Origin of the sequence: Polystyrenella longa (assembly GCF_007750395.1) — a bacterium.
Lineage (GTDB): Bacteria > Planctomycetota > Planctomycetia > Planctomycetales > Planctomycetaceae > Polystyrenella > Polystyrenella longa.
Genome location: NZ_CP036281.1, coordinates 2,980,472 through 2,997,937, shown reverse-complemented (window position 1 = coordinate 2,997,937; position 17,466 = coordinate 2,980,472). Strand labels below are relative to the sequence as shown.

Here is a 17,466-nt window from a genome sequence, read left to right as displayed (position 1 = left end):
CCCACAGATCCATTTCTGCTGTGGTCGGAGATATTCTCGACTTGGTAATGTCATGTATATGCCCCCCGATAAAGATGGACAAACACAAGATGCACCAACATCAATGCCAACAGGCTCCATGTCAAAGAAAGGTGAACGAAAATCCAAACCCTCAACTTCCATTGCTGAGCATGGTGAAAATCGTAGTCGTCACGCTGCGCGACCAGGGTTTCAATTCGATTCAATCGAGAGCGTTCTTCGTCTGAAGCGTATCGATGGCAACTTCGTAAATAGCGGATCAGTTTCTTTCGTTTATGAATGCTGGGCCACAAGTAATAACCAATCGACCGCTGACGGGAGAAAAACTGTACTAACCGGTTCGCATACATTTCGGACAGACCATTTGAGTCTTGAAGTGAGCTTTGTACTTCAAGAATGGCTTCTTCTTTGAGCGTGTTAGAATGTGCTTCGTATTCCTCATAAATCAATTCCACGGGTAAACGAGTCAACACTCTCGGCAGACGCCTGGTGAAATATAAACCAAACACTCCACTGAAAAAGGTGGCGGCATAAATGATTGACAAGGCCATTTCAAACAGTCCCTGTGGCCAGGACCAATCAATGTGAAGAGCGAACACAATAGGAGTCAACAGGCCAAGGTACAAATGAAACTGCATCCAACTGGAGGCGGTACCGACTCGGAATGTCGTCAATTTCTTTCGTAGATTGAACCCCGCTAAAACGACAATCATTCCTGCCAGCAAATATCCCAGATAAAAAGAGACATCATAGAACCGTGCTCGACCAACCTCTGTCAGACCCCAAAAACTAAGCGCAGCCAGGCCAGTCACTAAGCCATTGCGGAGTCGTCTGAATGTAAAGGAGTCAGTTTGCATTGATCTATCCAACAGTGCTTTCTCAACAGAATGACAATTCGTTGAGGCACTATTATCCGGCGTGGCGTTTGGTCCAGGGTTCCAGTTGATCAAGTTCAGAGGTCGATATTCTGACGAGCGCATCATGGGGGCAAGCGTTTTGACAGGCGGGGCCATTTTGCAGGTCGTGGCACAAGTCGCACTTGGTCGCTTTCATCACCGGCTGCTGGTTTTCCTCATCTCGCAGTATCTGTCCCTGATCGTTCCGAATCTCCACCATTTGAATGTTGTCATAAGGGCAACTGTTGGCGCACGTTGTACAACCAATACAGGTCTGGTCGTTGATCAATACTGTTCCCATCGTCGCATCCCGGTGAATCGCACCGGTTGGGCAACCGATCATGCAAACGGGATCAAGGCAATGCATACAGGCATGTGCCACCATGAATTGTTCGTGTGTTGGTCCTGAACGTAGAAAACGAGGATTATTACCGTGAGCATCGGAGCACGCCCGGACACAATCGTCGCAACGAGTGCAGCGATTCATATCAATAAGCATCGTTTTCGTGCCGTTGATGTACCGTTGATCGACCAGGAACTCCAGTAAGCCTGCGTTCGATTCAGTCTGCTTCGACCCATCTCCAACAGATTCGGTTCGTCCTTGCTTACGTTCTACTTGCTGTTCTGCCTCAGCAATGTAGCGTCCAAGATCTACGGCCGATAATGTCGGCAAGACAAACTCTTCTACGACAGGCGTCGGAATTCGTAACAGATCGACATAGCCAACTGCCCGCAATGAATTAAGCCATCCGGTCTGGCGGGAGGCCTGCCAGTTCAGGGAAAGTTCAGCGAGGCCATAAAACTGGCCTTTGTGTAGATAAGACGAGGTACGCTCACTTTGACCATACTTATGCGTGACCCTCACAAACCCTGATCGCACCAGATAGATCCCTTCGGCATAAGCGGCTTCTGTCAGAATAATCGGCTCCATTTCAAGTCGTTCGGCATCCGTCATCGATTTTAGATTTAGTTGGTAATCTCGAAACCATTCAAACTGTCCGTAAGATAGAAACTCAACTTGCTCTGCGATCTGTCGCAATTGATCGGGAGGAACCTGGTTGAAAAAAGGAGTTTCCCGCAAATGGCTTTCGAGACTGTTCTGGCGATAAAGTTGATCAAGATGTGACTTGAGTGCGGTATCGTATTTCATCAAATCCCGGAGACCCTGCCACCGGATTTCGAGAAGAATTACTTCTGATTCAGCAAAAACCGTTGCCGTTCGAGGCGTTCTTCCCAAGGCTGCCAACTCTCCAAAAATCTCACCCGCCCCCAATTGCAACGTCTGGTGTTTATCCAGTAGTCCGGGAACATCCTGTAAAAACAGAGGCTTCAAAAGGTCCGCGGTCGTTGAAGAAATATTGTTTTTATCTCGGACTTCGGGATAAGAAACGGGCGTTAATAAATCGCGACAGAGTGACCAGAAGGACTTTTTCGACTTTACGGGAGGCCGTCCCAGTCGTTCCGGAGAGAGGGATTCCAATACGACTCTCACTTCTCCAGTGACTACGAGAAAAGCGGAATTACCATAGTCTCCCTCTCGCACAATCAGGTCGCCCGGTTGGTATTCTCTCAACCGCGTATCATGCAGTAGCAAGTCCGATAAGGAGCAACTGCGAGGAAAGTTGTCGACGGTCATATCTCGAAACGGAGCGAGCTTGAGCAATTCCTCTACGGCGACTGTGGTCATCTCCTCACCGAAGGGAACATCCCATCGCTTCGGTTTGGCGATTTCTGCTGTAGTCGTCGACGCCATGGTTATGATTGCCTGTAGGATTAACCTGTGAGATAAACTGGGGACAGCGAATAAGCTGATTATTTATACTGATCCGGAGTCGGTAACAGAGGATCAATAGCCTCCAACGATTCGCCCGATTCCCCTTGAGCAAACTCGTGTGTCAACGCGGCCAATTGATCCGCAGCTTCCCGGAGAGCTTGTTCATTCCCCAGCTTTAATTCGACAGTGGTCGCGATTGTCCACGCCTGTTGAAAAGTGGGATGGTCAATTGCGTCTTTCACCTTCTGGACCCTTTTGCGTAATCGTGCGATTCGCAATGCGTTGGACAACGCAAATTGATTGAATTCAGTTGCATTCCCCAATGAACGCAGGCTGTATTCGAGATCCGTGAGTAAACCAACCACATACATCACCCTCAATCGCGCTTGTGCTGATGCCTGATTGTTGGCTCCATTACTGCGAAGAAAATTATGACGGACGAGTCCCTGAGACCAGGCAACCAATTCGAAGTCGCTACTACCCGCTTTATGCCCACCGACATTTACCAGCTTTTCCTGAGGAACGGTGTGACAATTAAAACAGCTTCGGGCTACCAGATACAAATTCTCCGGGTTACGCATTCCCAGTCGCAAACAGGTATCGAGCCGTTCCTTTTGATGGGCTTCCGTCTCACTTTCTCGCGAGGCACCTGCTCCCCCGAAGTCATTATGCAAACTGATCCAGTCCTGCGCCGGGCCATGACAAGATTCGCACGAGATTCCCGAAACCGCCTTCGTTCTGCTGCCGCTCTGTTGTTCGGTATAGTGGCACTGGATACACAACTTGCCTCGTTTAATGGACCGTTCCCCCATTCGTTCGGCGATTTGTTGCGCCTCCGGTTTGCGGTGTAATTCTTCGAAAGTCAGGCTATGCGGTGTCTGTTTCCAAGTTGCGACTTCTGCCAAGTGACATCGGGCGCATTCTTCATGGCCCACCACTTTGACTGGATCAATGAGCAGTTCATGCAGGTTCTGCGCAGAAGCAATGTCGCAACTGAATGAGAATACCCAGCTGAGAATCAAAAGTCGCAATGATGATGGAAAGTTTATTATCCAATTCGAACTCATGTTATGCCTCCAACACTAACTCGCCGTCTGGCAAAGAGACACACGGAAGGCATTCGTTCGATTCTGTCTGCAGACCTGGAGGAGAGGTGTACTTCACCTTTCCAGAACGAATACGAGTCAGGCAGGAACCGCAATTTCCAGCGCGACAGGCTGAGTCAATCACGACACCGTGTTTTTCAGCGAAATCGAGAAGGGATTCTGCATCGGATTCCCAATGGTGCCGCGTACCACTCTGTTCGAAATTGACCTGCATCGAGCTTGGACTGCTTGATGTCGTCGAAGGAGAGTTTTCACTCAATGATCTGGGTTTGGTTGCTCGACTGGAAGGTCCAAACGATTCTGTATGAATATCCGTTTCCGGAACCTGTAGACTGAGGAGCAACTCTGACATTCCCGAAACATATCCACCGGGACCACACAGATAAAACTGAAAGTTGGTCGATGGTAATCGCTGTAGGATTAGTTCCCCAGTCAGGCGACCTGCGAAGTGATAATCGATGTCGGGTTGGTCGTCCTCTTTGGCTGCCGTGTAATTCACAATCAGTTTGAAATTTCGATGTTGGACAGCCAGGTCATTCAAGGTTTGTTTATAAAGGTGACCGCTACCATCCCGGACTGAATAAAACAGATAAACAGGTTCGGTCCAACCATGATGCAACATTGTTGAGAGCATGCTGTACAACGGAGTGATGCCGATCCCGGCTGCCAGCAACACGACAGGCTTTGGGTCGGTTACGTCGAGTACGAACTGGCCTGCGGGGGCTTTCACTTCCAGCAGATCACCTTCTTCAACCTGCTGATGAAAAAAGGAACTTCCTTTTCCTGGCGGAGTCGACTCGGTCCCCCATTCCTGCTTGATCGTACAGCGATACCACTCTGAACGGGGACGTTCTGACAGCGAATAACATCGCACAACAGGCCGAGGTTCGCCCGGCACGGGCAGCTGAAAGGTCAGATACTGTCCGGGCATGAATCCGGGAAGCGGTTTTTCATCCTCTGGCACAAGATAGAAAGACCGGCAGTCCGTGCTTTCGACGACAATCTTCCGTACCTGAAACTTGCGAGTTCCCTGCCATGCAGGGGAGGGACCTAGTTTCTGAAAATTACGACGCGATTGCTGTAACTGCGATTGCAACAGTATCAGATGCTGTCGTGATAGCCGACTTTCCTGCCACCAGCGTGAACAACTGCGTAAACAGGCAATCGCGAGACGGAGCGATACCAGTCCGATCAGTCCGGTTCCTGTCCAGAAAATGAGTTGTTGAATCCCTTGCAGCATCTTTTCCCGCGTCCGAGGTGAGTTCAGGGGTGGTGACGATCATGAGAGTTATTCCTGTTATCGGCCTAAACCAAGTGCTTACAACAGGTTCTTTGCTTCATTGTTGCCTGCATACGGGCCAATTTTGGTGCGAATTGGAACGGAAAATCGGAATTGTGACCAGAGGAGTCTGCCTCGTTTCTATTTGATTAATTGACAGTGGTACTGCAGGAGGATTGCGCAGCCTGGAAAGACCTTTTTTGAGCCAAATGGTCTAGCGTAACCTATATTTAAAGGACGTGATTCCGCTCTGAACTATCCCTAATTACCAAACTTTTTGTCGCCTCCTTTTTGCTCCCAAAACTATGCACACCTCTTCCAATCTCCCAGTTAATTCCACTGTGACGCCAACTTATCTCCCGGTGGGGTACTTGCAGACATTCATCTCGATGGAAGAGATGACTACGGACACCACCTTCAGGTCTCCTGATCTGGTTACCTTGGATGGCTGGTTTTCGGCTTTGCATCAATTCCAACGGATTTCGGCCTCGGCGGAAGAGTTCTTTGCAGAAGCACTCCGATTAATTTGCGAACCTGGCGGTTTAGAAACGGGCCGACTTTTCTTGCTTAAAAACGATGTTTGGGAATCACAGCAGGCCACTGAGGCCCCGAACACATTCGCGGATGACCAAGAGACGGCACTGTTAGAAGAAATGGAATGTCATCGGCAAACCTGTTTTCATTCCAGTTTGTTGAATCGCAACTTACTGGAAGAGGGAACTTCAGTTGTCATCTCACCTATTCTGAACAAATCGGGAATAATCATCGGGGCCCTATGGGGAGAACGCCGTGTTTATTCAGGCAACCAACGTCGTGGAATTCGGGAACTGGAGGCAAGGTGGGTTCAACTACTGAGCGAGGCGATTTCTTCGGGTTTAATTCGCCTGGAAGAAGAACAGCACCATGCACGCACAAGATTATTACTTGATCAGGTGTTTCCCAAATCAGTAACTCGGCAGCTAATGTCTGACGACAGTTTACTGAAAGCCCAACGTCGCGAAATTACGCTACTGTTCGCCGATTTGCAGCGTTCGACGGTTTTGTTCAAACAACTGGAACCTTCCGTCGCCTACGAATTACTCTCCGAGCTGATGGAAGTATTCACAGCCGCCGCCGTTGACCAGTTCGGAGTCTTGATCGATTATTACGGTGATGGCCTCGCAGTGATGTGGAACGCCCCCGTAGACCAGTCTGATCATGCTTTGCTCGCCTGCCGCGCGGCCATGGCAATGCAGAAATCGGTTGAGGAAATCAGTATGCGATGGCAGCCGAAGCTGGAACAACCACTCAGGCTGGGAATCGGAATTCACACAGGCGAAGCACTGGTGGGGAACTCGGGAAGTCAACGCCGCATTAAGTATGGACCTCGGGGAGAAGCTGTTGTCGTGGCGAGTCGATTAGAATCGGCCACCCGACCAATGCAGGCATCGATTCTGCTTAGCCACGAAACGGTTCAACAACTTCCTGCAGAGTCAATCACCCGCAGATTGTGCCAGGTCCGGTTACCGAACATGAGCGACGCGCATTCCGTCTACGAGTTATGTAGTTTGAACGGTGCCGAACTGAGTCCGGACGAACATGATTTCATCCAGCAGTACGAGAGAATCGTGGCACTGTATGAATCGCAGCAATTGGCGGAGGCTTGTCTACAGTTGACCGAGTTGGAACAGCAGACTTTGAGTAACCGCTATTCCGTCCGATTCTTATCAGAGCACGTATCCGCGCTCACTCGGACGGATCGACAGCGGCGTCAGAACGACAAAAAGCGGGACCAAATGAATGACCCCGCTATTTTGCTTGAGTTGAAATAGGACTCACTGCTTGATTACTTCTCGTATTCCGAGAGAAACCCTTTGAATGTCCGACGATGTTCTTCTTCGTCAGACAAGTTTTGAATACACATATCCTGGGTCACATAATCGACACCGTCGCACAATTGAATCAGTTTATTGTACTGCTTGATGGCTCCTTCTTCCGCATCGATCACTCCCTTAATCACCGAGATGACATCAGTTGTGTCTTTGGGAGGTTGTAGCAGTTTCTGAGTCGCCGCGAACTGTTCGCTTCCAGGAACAGTCCCGCCAATGGTTTTAATTCGTCGTGCAATGCTCTGAGCATGGGTCAGTTCTTCCTGTACATCAGCAGCAAGTGACTTTTTAATTTCCTCTGCACGAACTCCATCCAGATTCGTGGAATTCGCGATGTAATTCATGACCGTTTCAATTTCCATCCAGTAAGATACGGTCAGCTCTTTAATAATTTCCTGTTCTTTATCCGTCGACATAGTAATTGCTTTCTATCTGGAACAGTGCTTCTGTTCTACCAAATATATACTGAAAAGGGCTTTCCTTTATTATTTCATGCAGTGCGAAAGTTTCCAGTATGTGACCTCACTTTTCACAATAATGAGAATCGATCTCGCTACTGAAATCTATTACGCCCTTACTCTGCAGTCTCAGGAGCTTCATACCAATCCTGTCGTAACCAATCTACCAGCATTTGTATGGAATGCTCGTCCAGCTCATTTCGGGTCGGATGATTGGGATTGGGGGCGAACGCAGGCATATAGTTATTGTCCATCCCGTAAAACCGCGAATGCTCCGGGTTACTGATAAAATCCCTCATCCAGGATTTTGAACCGTACCAGGTTAAATCTGGTCCATAGCCATTCTCACCAGAATCGTAAACTTTATGACAAGAGGCACAGCCTTCTTCATCTTTGAGGAATTCAATTCCTTCGGCAATCTGTTCCGTGTCTTCTGTGTCCTGATCGATCTGGTAAGGGAGTTCCGCTTCGGCAGAAAGTGCGGCAATCAGCTTGGGAAGATCTTCATCGACATCCGGGAGAAAATCGACGACGCCAGATGCCATGTCTGATTCAGACAACTCGGTATTTCCGAACATGTGATCGGACGCCCATTGTTCTGGATCGAGGACCTTAGTCACCCATTCGCGGCTTCCAAACTTGTACAGATTCGGCGCCGTCTGATTCTCTGCGATAAAACCTTCACCATTTTCGTCGACATGAGAATGGCAATTGGCACAGTGGGCTTTAAACAGGATCGGCCCCTGAGTTTTCGGGTCGTTCTGAAGTAACGCAGAAGCTCCTTCCGGTGGAATTCCACCCAGCGCGAGTTCGTGTACTCGTTCGCGGAGATGCTCTTCCTCCTGGCGCGACGCCTGCAGCGCTTCGTCATTTCGATCGCGGTTCATAGAGGTAATGGTCAACCCCGTCCAGGAAACGACGAACCCAATAATGATGACATACCGCAGTATTGTCCCTGCACGTTGCGAACAGAATCGATCAATAAAGGGGAGAAACAGCATGAAGAGTAAACCGACTGTCGGGATAACCATCGTGGCGATGAAATCGAGTTCCGGTGGAAAGTAGCGACGCAATTCAAACAGAAAGAGGAAATACCATTCGGGTCGCGCGATATGGTGAATACTCGGATCGGCAGGAACCTCTAACGGTGCCCCAACGGTATAGGCGAGATACGCGACAATTCCAAACGCAATACTGAAGACCACCCAGTTGCGAACAGTCTGCTCCGGCCAGTAGCGTGCGGCCCCTTCGATCATCTCGGGAGGAAGTTCTTTGTCCGACGGAGAATGTTTGAACAACTGCCAGATATGGAATATGGTCAGCACTCCGACAATTAATGGGAGCATCGCCATGTGTAGAAAATTCAGATGCGTTAGGGTGATATTTCCGACGTCATCGCCGCCGATAAGAATAGCGCGCGCTACGGGGCCAACTCCGGGAGAACCGCCCAGAATGTTCGCTTCCACTTCAATCTGGGAATATCCTTTTTGAGTTGCGGGAAGAGGGTTTCCAGTCACTGCCCAAACCATCAATAGAGGCACTAACAGTAAGCCTGTAATCCAGACGAGTTCGCGAGGTTCACGGAATGCCGCCGTTAAGAGTACCCGCATCGTATGCAGACCAAAAAGAATGATCAGAGCTTGAGCGGAAAAATAATGAAGCCCACGGAGAAAACTTCCTGCAGGAAGTTGTTCGATATAAAAGACCGACGCCCATGCGGAAGAGGCGGACGGGCTGAAACTCGACAGGAGGACCAATCCCGTGATTAACTCAATGACGAACATCCACAAGACACACGACGCGGTTGTCGCCATCCAGCTGGGTCCGTTTGGGAGAACTCGACGTGAGTACAAACCGAGCATCTTCTGATAGCCCGTTCGGTCGTCCAACCAGGTTCGGAAATGAGTCCACATGATCAAGCTCTACTAACTACTAAAAAGCAAAGGGCGACGACTAAGAAATACAGCGGCGGGAATCAGAGGTTTACTTTGTCTTTTAAGCCTATTTTGAATCGTTCATATTCTACTTCCACCCAGAGATCGTTTCCGGATTCACTGGCAACGACTTGGCAATCCAATGTATCCATTCCGCGGGGAGAAGGATTGTTGTATCCCGGTTTATCCAGTTTCGCGACGGCGCCTTGGTCATCAAAAACAGCCTCGTGGCAGGGACAGACAAACTGCAGATCATCTGCTGAATGATTGATACCGCAACCTAAATGAGGACAGATGGCAGAGTAGGCGTCGACCTGACAGTCTTCCGGCTTTTCGCTTTCTTCATTTCGACGGATCAACCAGACTTTTCCAATCACCGCTTGAGGATGCAGCGTCCATCCATCTTGCCGGTTGCCGATGATCGCCACTTGGGTCGGCGTACCTACTGGCAATTGCGTTAGTTTAGCCACGCGTTGAGCACCCGAGGACTTTTTATTTTTACGAAACAGGGGAGCACTGATGAAGCGGCCGATAGGAATGATCAACACTGCCGTCGCAGTTGCGGCTATCGTCTGACATAAGCGGATTAGAAGCGTGCGTCGCTGCATCTTTTCTCCAGCAATCAACTATCGAGTTAACAAACAGAAGTGATTTATACGCGGTTAGAAACGAGTCCCGGAGTTCAGTAGCACTTGTCTCGAAGTTTCAAGACTTACATTACTGAGGAACCCCTCCCCAAAATTGAGGTCAAGGTCTTCACTTCGCATTTTCCGGATTTGCAACGCTGTCAAAATCACATCAATGAAGAGGACGGCAGTTTTAGCCCAGACGGATGTTGCGAGTGTTTCGTAGGGTAGGTTTTTGGGAGGGCTTGCGTCCTGCAAATCGGATGCTGGAGAATAAGGTAGGATTGCCAGTTCCCGCTCGAAAAGAATGGGAAAGCAGCTCCAGCATTGTTACTTCTATTTTCGTTATTATTTTGACGAAAAACAACCCACTAAGTGGATGTAACTATACTATTTGCAACAGCCGGTGATAGGGGCTTGCTGTTGGAGTTAATCCAGGTTAAGCAGGATGATCGGCTAAGGTCATGACTGCTTCTTTCATCGCGTCTCGAACTTTAGTGAGCGCCTGAGGAAAGGGCTCGGTCAGAACGGCTCCGGCCGCTTTTTTATGCCCGCCACCACCAAAAATTTCGGCGACCTGGGAAACATCGACATCCGACCTGCTACGAAGGCTGAACTTCACCGTCTTATTCTGCTGTTCCACGGCGATAAAGGCAGCACGGGTTCCGTTGATGCGGAGGCATTCATTCACGAGATCTTCGGTGTCAACCGGCTTTGCTCCAGTCTCGGTGAAATCTTTCCATTGAACATACACATAGACGAGTTGCCCATCACACTCGAGTTCAACGCGGCCCAGAATTCGGCTGACCAGTTTGGTCCGTTCAATGCTGTATCGTTCGTAAAGCTGTTGATAAAGGTGATCCGCCTTTACCCCCAAATCGATCAAATCGGCAATGATACGATGAGTTTCGGATGTCGTGGATGAAAATCGAAACCAACCCGTGTCAGTTGCAATCGCCCCATAAAGTGGCGTGGCCATCTCTGGCTGAACGGGATATCCACACACTTTCATCATGCGATAAATCAGCGTTCCGGTCGCTTCTGCCAGCGGGTCTTTAAATTCAAGAGCCTGCAGATCGTCCGAGCTGGCATGGTGGTCGATGACCACTTTTTTCGCAGTCGTCGTTTTAAATAAATCAGCGATGGTCCCCAACTGCTTCCAGGCACTCGTGTCGACAATAAAGTGAACATCGCTACCAAGGATCAGATCCCGGTGTTTACTGGGGACATATTTCTGAACACGATCCTCTTCATCAATAAATCGCAGGCCATCAGGCATGTCAGAACCATTGATCACAGAGACCTGTTTTCCGAGCGATTCCAGTAGAATCGCGAGCGCAAGCTCCGAACCAAGAGCGTCGAGGTCCGGGCGAACGTGGCTCGTAATAATGAAAGTCTGATTTTGCTCAATAATTGGTTTGAGCAGGGCCCAATCGATGTTATTCATGTTGCGATCTTAACGACTCTTGCAAAACGGGAAAAGCACGCGAGGGCTGGAAATCAGGCTCTTCTCGTGACAATCGGCGAAAAGGAACATGAAAAGCCGACAGAACCGCGACTCAGGATTCGACATTGTGTATGTGAACATCTCGCTGTGGGTAGGGGATAGAGAACCCACGCTGATCGAAGCCGTTTTTGATTTTCTCGTTGAGTTCCCACTTAACTACCCAGTAGTCCGCATTCATGACCCAGGGGCGCACAACGAAGTTGATACAGCTATCAGCAAGTTCGTTCACAGCAATAACGGGGGCCGGGTCGGGCAGAATACGTGAATCACTGGCGATGACTTCTTCCAGAAAGTTTCGGACCGCACGAAGATCGTCGTCGTATCCGCAGCCGACGACCATATCGATTCGCCGGGTCGGCTTAGAGGAATAATTAATAATCACACCATCCGTAATGCTGCTGTTTGGAACAGTGATCGCTTTATTGTCACCAGAACGGAGTTTCGTATGGAAGATGTGAATCTCTTCCACAACTCCATCTGTTCCGCCCGCTTCTACGAATTGGCCGACAGAGAATGGTTTGAAGATAATCAGCATTACTCCGGAAGCAAAATTCGATAGCGAATCCTTTAATGCCAACCCAACAGCTAACCCTGCTGTGGCGAGAACAGCGGTAAATGACATCGTGTTGATGCCCAACTGTTCGAGCGACGCTAGAATGATCATCGCCAACAGGGCGATGTAAAGAATGTTCGTCAGAAACCGGGCCAAAGTCTGATCGACTTTGCTACGTGTCATCACATTGGTGGATAAATGCACCAGGATTTTGGCGATCCAACGTCCAACGACGAAGATCAACAATGCCGTCACCAGGCTGAGTAACAATTCAGGCCCGTTTTCCAATGCGTACTCTACGAATTCATTCCACATATCAACCGTACGCAGGCTTCCAGCCGTCTCCCGGTCTGGACCGTCAGCTTGCGCCAACAGTTGCGAGAAGAGTATCGAAGTCATTTCTACTTTCCTTGAGGGGGATAATTAATCGGTAGCTTCCAACCCTATTTGATATTTATGGCTTTTGGCGATTTCTTAGCCGCTACAAAAACAACAAAACATAGATGATCGCCAGAATGACCTGCATCACTGCAAACGGAAAAGACTGTTTGATAAAACCGACAAAGGTCAGATCCAGTTTCTGTCGATGAATAATCGTCATTGCCACCACAGTCGATGCTGAACCGATGGGAGTGAAGTTCCCCCCCAGGTTCGACCCGAAAATCACGCACCACCAGTAAGGTGACTCTGAATCGGTATTCATCGAATCCAGAATTTTCGCCAATACTGCAGCTAGAGGGATATTGTCCGTCACAGAACTCGCCAGCGCCGAACAAGCCAGTAAGACAGCCGAAGCGATTTGAGGCGGTGCCAACAGAACCATCGCGATTCCTTTTCCGATGAGATCCAGTACCAGAGCATGTTCCATGACGTTGATCAAGACGAATAAGGCGGCAAAGAAGGCTAGTAGGTCCCAGTCCATACCGGCGTAGAACTTATCAACTTGATTTTTATAGGCCAGCAGCATGAACCCGGCAAAGAACAGCGCTATGAATCCCATTCCCAATTTATCGAGATCCCAGGGTAGTGCTGATTGTCCCGCGAGAGTGAAGATAAATGCAGAGAGTACGGCCACTGAAAACCAGAAGAAACGGTTACTGGAAACTCCTTCGTTTTCATCAAACGAGCGAATCAATTCAGAAGCGGACTGTTTTTCTTCGTCTGTAGCCAGAGAATGAATCTTGAACTTCCACCGTGCTAGCAACAATGTCGCTGCGGTCGCGACCAGTACATAAGGCGAAGCGGTGAGAAAGAAGGTCACAAACGAGATGCCGGCAATCTTTCCCACGATAATGTTTGGCACCGAACTGATCAGCGTCAGCAGGCCTCCCACGTTCGTCAGCAGACCTTCCGTCAGCAGGAATCCAAGCAGTAAATCGTTTCGGTTAAGCTTCTTCAGCGACACCGTCGTCAAACTACCAATGATGATCATCGCAGTGACATTATTAAGTACCGCAGAGAAACCGACGGTCAACATTCCATAGAAAATAAGCAGACGCCACGGATCACCTCCCGACGTCTTGGTCAGCTTGATCGCCATCCAGCTGAAAACCCCCGACTTACTGGTCACTTCGACAAACAGGCTCGCGCCCAGAATGATTGTAATAACGCCCCAGTCAATCGCGGGGATATAGACAGGAAGATCAATCTCGTGCCCGTTGGGCAATACAATCTTTCCGAAGGGGACTAATTTCTCGCCCAGAAAATAGGAAATGATCGTTTCTGTAATCAAACAGAATCCGGCAAAGGTCCCGACGATAATGGATTTCTTCGCGTGAATCTTTTCTTCAAACGCGAGGGCCAAAACCATCGCGACAAGTACCAATGCGAAAAAACCAGTTACCCAGGCCGGGACATGGGGGGCGGTATGCCCTTCGGTCGCTGCCAGGAAAAAGGAATTACTCATAAGATTGGGGAGGGAGGTCTCAATTAACATCGAATTCATGATGTCAGTTAGAGCTTTCTAGATCTTGTACAAGATAAGTGAGCGGCTACAGGACGCGAAAACTACTTGAAAACGTGCCCTCCCGCATTTAATGAAGGCGCCACCAGAAGTTGCCGACGGAAACCAGGTTCAAACCAGCAACAGCGGCAATTCCTGTAATTCCACGCTGAGGGAATACGCCAGACCATGCATCGCCAGTTGCTCGTCATCTTTGGTATTCATCACCAGCAGATCGACATCCTGCTCATCAATCAAACTCTGAAAATCACGTAATCGATGGCCACGACGAGCAATGGGATGAACTATCAATTGATCGCGCGACGATTTAATCGCTTCATTACAACTCTGCTGATAATCAAGCGCATCCTGTAACAACTGCTGGGAAATCGATTCACGAGCGACTGCGGAGTCGATTTCGGGAATCCGTTCGATGACTTCCATATACCGTTCGAACACGACGTCGTCTTCAATGTGAACCAGAAGCAATTGCCCACCCGCTGGAGCGCAAATCGCCCCGTAATTGATGAGTCGATGATCGCCGGCAATATGTTCTGTCACGACCATCACATCCTCGCAGTTCATGGCCGCGAGCGAAATCGGATTGGCAGAAGTGCCGGGAAGAAGCAAAACTGGTGAAGCGACTGCCTGGGTTAGAACGTCGACGTACACACCCAGCGAATGCTGCGGGATGTGAATCTCTTCGCGGAGATGTCGATAGGTGACGATCAAGTCAACAGGCTTGCTGCGAAGAAGGTTCAGTAAATCGCCAACATTTTCGAAATCTTTCGGTCCCAGCAATTGGAATTGGCTACTCTGACTGAGTGTCGGTAGGAACTTGATCAATTCCTGTTTGAGCGTTTCCTGCTGGGCGGCATCGGAATCGGTGACTAGAGCGATCCGCTCCAACTGCGGGGGATGATATTCGAACGTGGCTTTATCTGCCCGGCGAAATATGGATTCAAATTCGTCGATATGGTCCATGATGCTTGTTCGTCTCCTCCGTGGGGCAACAGCGCCAATCGTGAACAGGACACCTTAATCGCCCCGGACCGAAATGAGGGAGGGGAGTGTCTGTAGGATGTGAGGTTTGTTTTAATTCGGCAACCTGTACTCAGTTATAGCAACTTCCCTCACGCTTACAAAGTCGAATGCCCAATTCACCAGACTCCGATTCTGGAGTTCCTGACGCTCGTCTTATATAGTAGAGAAGGACGAAACTGGCCTGATTGAAGATGCCTTCCGTCAGACAGGTTTCCCGCCCGGATTTAACAATCGAGCCCTCATACGATTTTGCCACAACCAGAAGGACCCCACCCGTGAATCGCCCAACGATGCCTTCCGCACAGGAGCTGCCAGACCCCACCCGTTTGATGAGTGATGGTTGGCACTGCCTCCACTTGTACTACCGCATCAATCAGTCTGCCCTTAAAGCGTTGACCAGTTCCGAATTGGAAACGGGGCGTCAAGAAGTTGCCGAGATTCTCAACTCGGAACGAGACGACGCTCCCGCGCGACTGCAGTGCTTCGCCGTGACGGGGCATCGGGCAGACTGGGGGTTGATGGCGATGGATCCGGACCCGCTCAAAATCGATGCTGTCGCCCAGGCAATTCGATCCTCGGCACTGGGAGCCGCTTTCGAGGCGACTTATTCCTTCGTCTCCATCAGCGAAGTCTCAGAATATGTGCCGACACTCGAACAATACGCCGAGCGATTGAAACGCGATGGTGCCTCGCCGGAAGATCCCAGTTTTCGAGCAAAAGTAGGCGCTTATGAAAAACGGTTACCGATGATGAACCAGCAACGACTTTACCCCGACTTCCCTGCCTGGCCGATCATTTGCTTCTACCCTATGAATAAAGCCCGGCATCCTCAGGCAAACTGGTTTATGGAACCGTTCAGCAGCCGATCCGATATGATGTCGGAACATGCGACGTCCGGAATCAAATTCGCCGGTAAGGTCTCGCAGTTGATCACCGCTTCGACCGGGTACGATGACTGGGAATGGGGAGTGACGCTCTGGGGCCGCGCACCCGAATACATTAAAGACATCGTCTACACGATGCGTTTTGATACTGCCTCAGCGAAATATGCGGAGTTCGGGCCATTCTACATCGGGTACATCATGTCACCGGCAGATGTCTTGTCCCATCTTCGCATTTGATTAGAAGTCTGTCGATTATTTCACCCAACCACCAATACAAAAACAGGTCCGCTGACGATGTCGTCAGCGGACCTGTTTTATATCGGATATTCTGTTTCTCAACCACGATTACTTGATGAAGCGGTAGTTCTGATTGCTTTTATCGAACTCCGCAGCAGCGAGACGGCGAGTGTAATTAATGTTGGTGTAAGCGTAGTTTTCAATTAAGGTCGATTTGTCGAGGTTGTTCGCATCTACTGAATCGACTTGTTCTTCCCAAGCGAAGTTCTTCACCCCGACAGGAATCCCCAGACTTTTCTCAATGGTGATCACCGACTTGCGATACTCGTGAATTGGACGCTTTTCCTGATATTCGACGACAAACTCGAAACAGTCCCGTTTGTCGAAAGTGACCCCATCGTTAATCCAACAGTTCAGATTATCGAGGTTGTTGAGATCACGTTCCCGAAACTCAAGCGCTTTACGAATCAGGTTCGCGAGACCGATTTGAGTAATGGGGTGACGAGACTCCTGCAGAGCGAGGTCGCCGAGTGGATTCAGGTTAAGGGCTGGCAGGAACCGCCCGCGAACACCTCCGACCCGCACCACCATGTCTCCATTGTTTTCTCCATCTACATACAGCAGTTCCCGACCTTTATCACCATTTAGCCATTTCATATAGACACTGAACGGTTCATGACGAATTTTGAGATTGATCAAATTCGGTTCCGTCATGGATCCTGCAATTCGTTCCTGTTTGATAAAGGTCGTCGTGTAGTCTGGAATCTGTTTCAGATTTTCAAGCCCTTCTTCCAGGATCGACTGAATCAGTTTGACGGCATCTTCTCCCTGACAAGTTTTCAACTGGGAGAGCGCGGAACCAGCTTCAGCGGAGGAGTGAAGTACGTCGTTAGAGCTGGAAGCCACTGGCTCTGCAATCATGGCCGTTTGAATAGGCTGCTTGCCTAACGAATTCTGAGGCTCATCGAACTCTTCCGCCTGAACCTTCTTCATAAATCCAGAACTCACATTCGTGAATGAAGTGAATTCGGACAGGTCAACCTCTTCCAATTGAGCCGCTGCTGGGTCATGCCCGCGCGGAACTGGATCAAAGTTCACATACAGAACGGCGATACCGGAAACGGCAAATATTCCGGCCAGCAGATTGTGGCGAGTGAACGAGTCTTTTTTCTTCTGGCAATCTGAACACGACATACAGCGCTCCCGGGTTGAAAACTACAGGATCGTGAGGAGCCATCCAACTTGATGACGTCTAATGACGGGATAACCCGAACTCCGTTTCTGCTCTCTCGGCCCATATATCTTCAGTGAGGCAGCGATCATTCCATTGATCGTATTTC

The 17,466-nt window shown here is 49.5% G+C and carries 14 protein-coding genes; 2 read left to right on the top strand and 12 right to left on the bottom strand.

From position 1 onward, the window contains the following. Nucleotides 1–50: 50 nt before the first annotated feature. The 4 genes from Pla110_RS11140 to Pla110_RS11125 are packed head-to-tail and all read right to left on the bottom strand — an operon-like array spanning nt 51 to nt 5,034. Nucleotides 51–875 (bottom strand): hypothetical protein, encoded by an 825-nt coding sequence (locus Pla110_RS11140; RefSeq protein WP_144995839.1) that lies wholly within the window; start codon nt 873–875, stop codon nt 51–53. A 52-nt stretch (nt 876–927) separates the two neighbouring features. Continuing rightward, entirely contained in the window at nt 928–2,667 is a 1,740-nt protein-coding gene (locus tag Pla110_RS11135) for a cyclic nucleotide-binding domain-containing protein (protein WP_144995838.1), read from the bottom strand. Nucleotides 2,668–2,726: 59 nt separating this feature from the next. After that, nucleotides 2,727–3,755: a cytochrome c family protein gene (locus tag Pla110_RS11130; RefSeq protein WP_144995837.1), complete on the bottom strand. Its 1,029-nt coding sequence runs from the start codon at nt 3,753–3,755 to the stop codon at nt 2,727–2,729. 1 nt (nt 3,756) lies between these two features. Further along, complete coding sequence (locus tag Pla110_RS11125; protein ID WP_144995836.1) at nt 3,757–5,034, bottom strand: 2Fe-2S iron-sulfur cluster-binding protein; 1,278 nt, start codon at nt 5,032–5,034, stop codon at nt 3,757–3,759. Between the two features lie 410 nt (nt 5,035–5,444). Between Pla110_RS11125 and Pla110_RS11120 the strand changes: the two genes are divergently transcribed. Beyond that, nucleotides 5,445–6,884 carry an adenylate/guanylate cyclase domain-containing protein gene (locus tag Pla110_RS11120; protein ID WP_197440667.1) on the top strand — a complete coding sequence of 480 codons (1,440 nt, stop codon included), beginning with the start codon at nt 5,445–5,447 and terminating at the stop codon, nt 6,882–6,884. Nucleotides 6,885–6,898: 14 nt separating this feature from the next. Here Pla110_RS11120 and Pla110_RS11115 read toward each other — a convergent pair whose 3' ends face one another. The 7 genes from Pla110_RS11115 to Pla110_RS11085 all read right to left on the bottom strand — a co-directional run bounded on the left by Pla110_RS11115 (nt 6,899) and on the right by Pla110_RS11085 (nt 14,945). After that, nucleotides 6,899–7,357 carry a ferritin-like domain-containing protein gene (locus tag Pla110_RS11115; protein WP_144995834.1) on the bottom strand — a complete coding sequence of 153 codons (459 nt, stop codon included), beginning with the start codon at nt 7,355–7,357 and terminating at the stop codon, nt 6,899–6,901. A 158-nt stretch (nt 7,358–7,515) separates the two neighbouring features. Beyond that, a complete protein-coding gene (locus tag Pla110_RS11110) occupies nt 7,516–9,312 on the bottom strand; it encodes a cytochrome b N-terminal domain-containing protein (RefSeq protein ID WP_144995833.1) in 1,797 nt (598 codons plus the stop codon). 62 nt (nt 9,313–9,374) lie between these two features. Continuing rightward, nucleotides 9,375–9,941 carry a QcrA and Rieske domain-containing protein gene (locus Pla110_RS11105; RefSeq protein WP_144995832.1) on the bottom strand — a complete coding sequence of 189 codons (567 nt, stop codon included), beginning with the start codon at nt 9,939–9,941 and terminating at the stop codon, nt 9,375–9,377. Between the two features lie 457 nt (nt 9,942–10,398). Beyond that, nucleotides 10,399–11,406: a DHH family phosphoesterase gene (locus Pla110_RS11100; protein WP_144995831.1), complete on the bottom strand. Its 1,008-nt coding sequence runs from the start codon at nt 11,404–11,406 to the stop codon at nt 10,399–10,401. Nucleotides 11,407–11,518: 112 nt separating this feature from the next. Continuing rightward, complete coding sequence (locus tag Pla110_RS11095) at nt 11,519–12,418, bottom strand: mechanosensitive ion channel family protein (RefSeq protein WP_197440666.1); 900 nt, start codon at nt 12,416–12,418, stop codon at nt 11,519–11,521. 82 nt (nt 12,419–12,500) lie between these two features. Then, on the bottom strand, nt 12,501–13,955 hold the full coding sequence (locus Pla110_RS11090) for an ArsB/NhaD family transporter (protein ID WP_197440665.1): 1,455 nt from the start codon (nt 13,953–13,955) through the stop codon (nt 12,501–12,503). Between the two features lie 138 nt (nt 13,956–14,093). Beyond that, on the bottom strand, nt 14,094–14,945 hold the full coding sequence (locus tag Pla110_RS11085) for a hypothetical protein (protein WP_144995829.1): 852 nt from the start codon (nt 14,943–14,945) through the stop codon (nt 14,094–14,096). Between the two features lie 335 nt (nt 14,946–15,280). Here Pla110_RS11085 and hemQ point away from each other — a divergent pair, with 335 nt between their 5' ends. Next, on the top strand, nt 15,281–16,126 hold the full coding sequence (gene hemQ / locus Pla110_RS11080; protein ID WP_197440664.1) for a hydrogen peroxide-dependent heme synthase: 846 nt from the start codon (nt 15,281–15,283) through the stop codon (nt 16,124–16,126). Between the two features lie 108 nt (nt 16,127–16,234). Here hemQ and Pla110_RS11075 read toward each other — a convergent pair whose 3' ends face one another. Next, nucleotides 16,235–17,320 carry a DUF1571 domain-containing protein gene (locus tag Pla110_RS11075; protein WP_144995828.1) on the bottom strand — a complete coding sequence of 362 codons (1,086 nt, stop codon included), beginning with the start codon at nt 17,318–17,320 and terminating at the stop codon, nt 16,235–16,237. Nucleotides 17,321–17,466 lie beyond the last annotated feature (146 nt).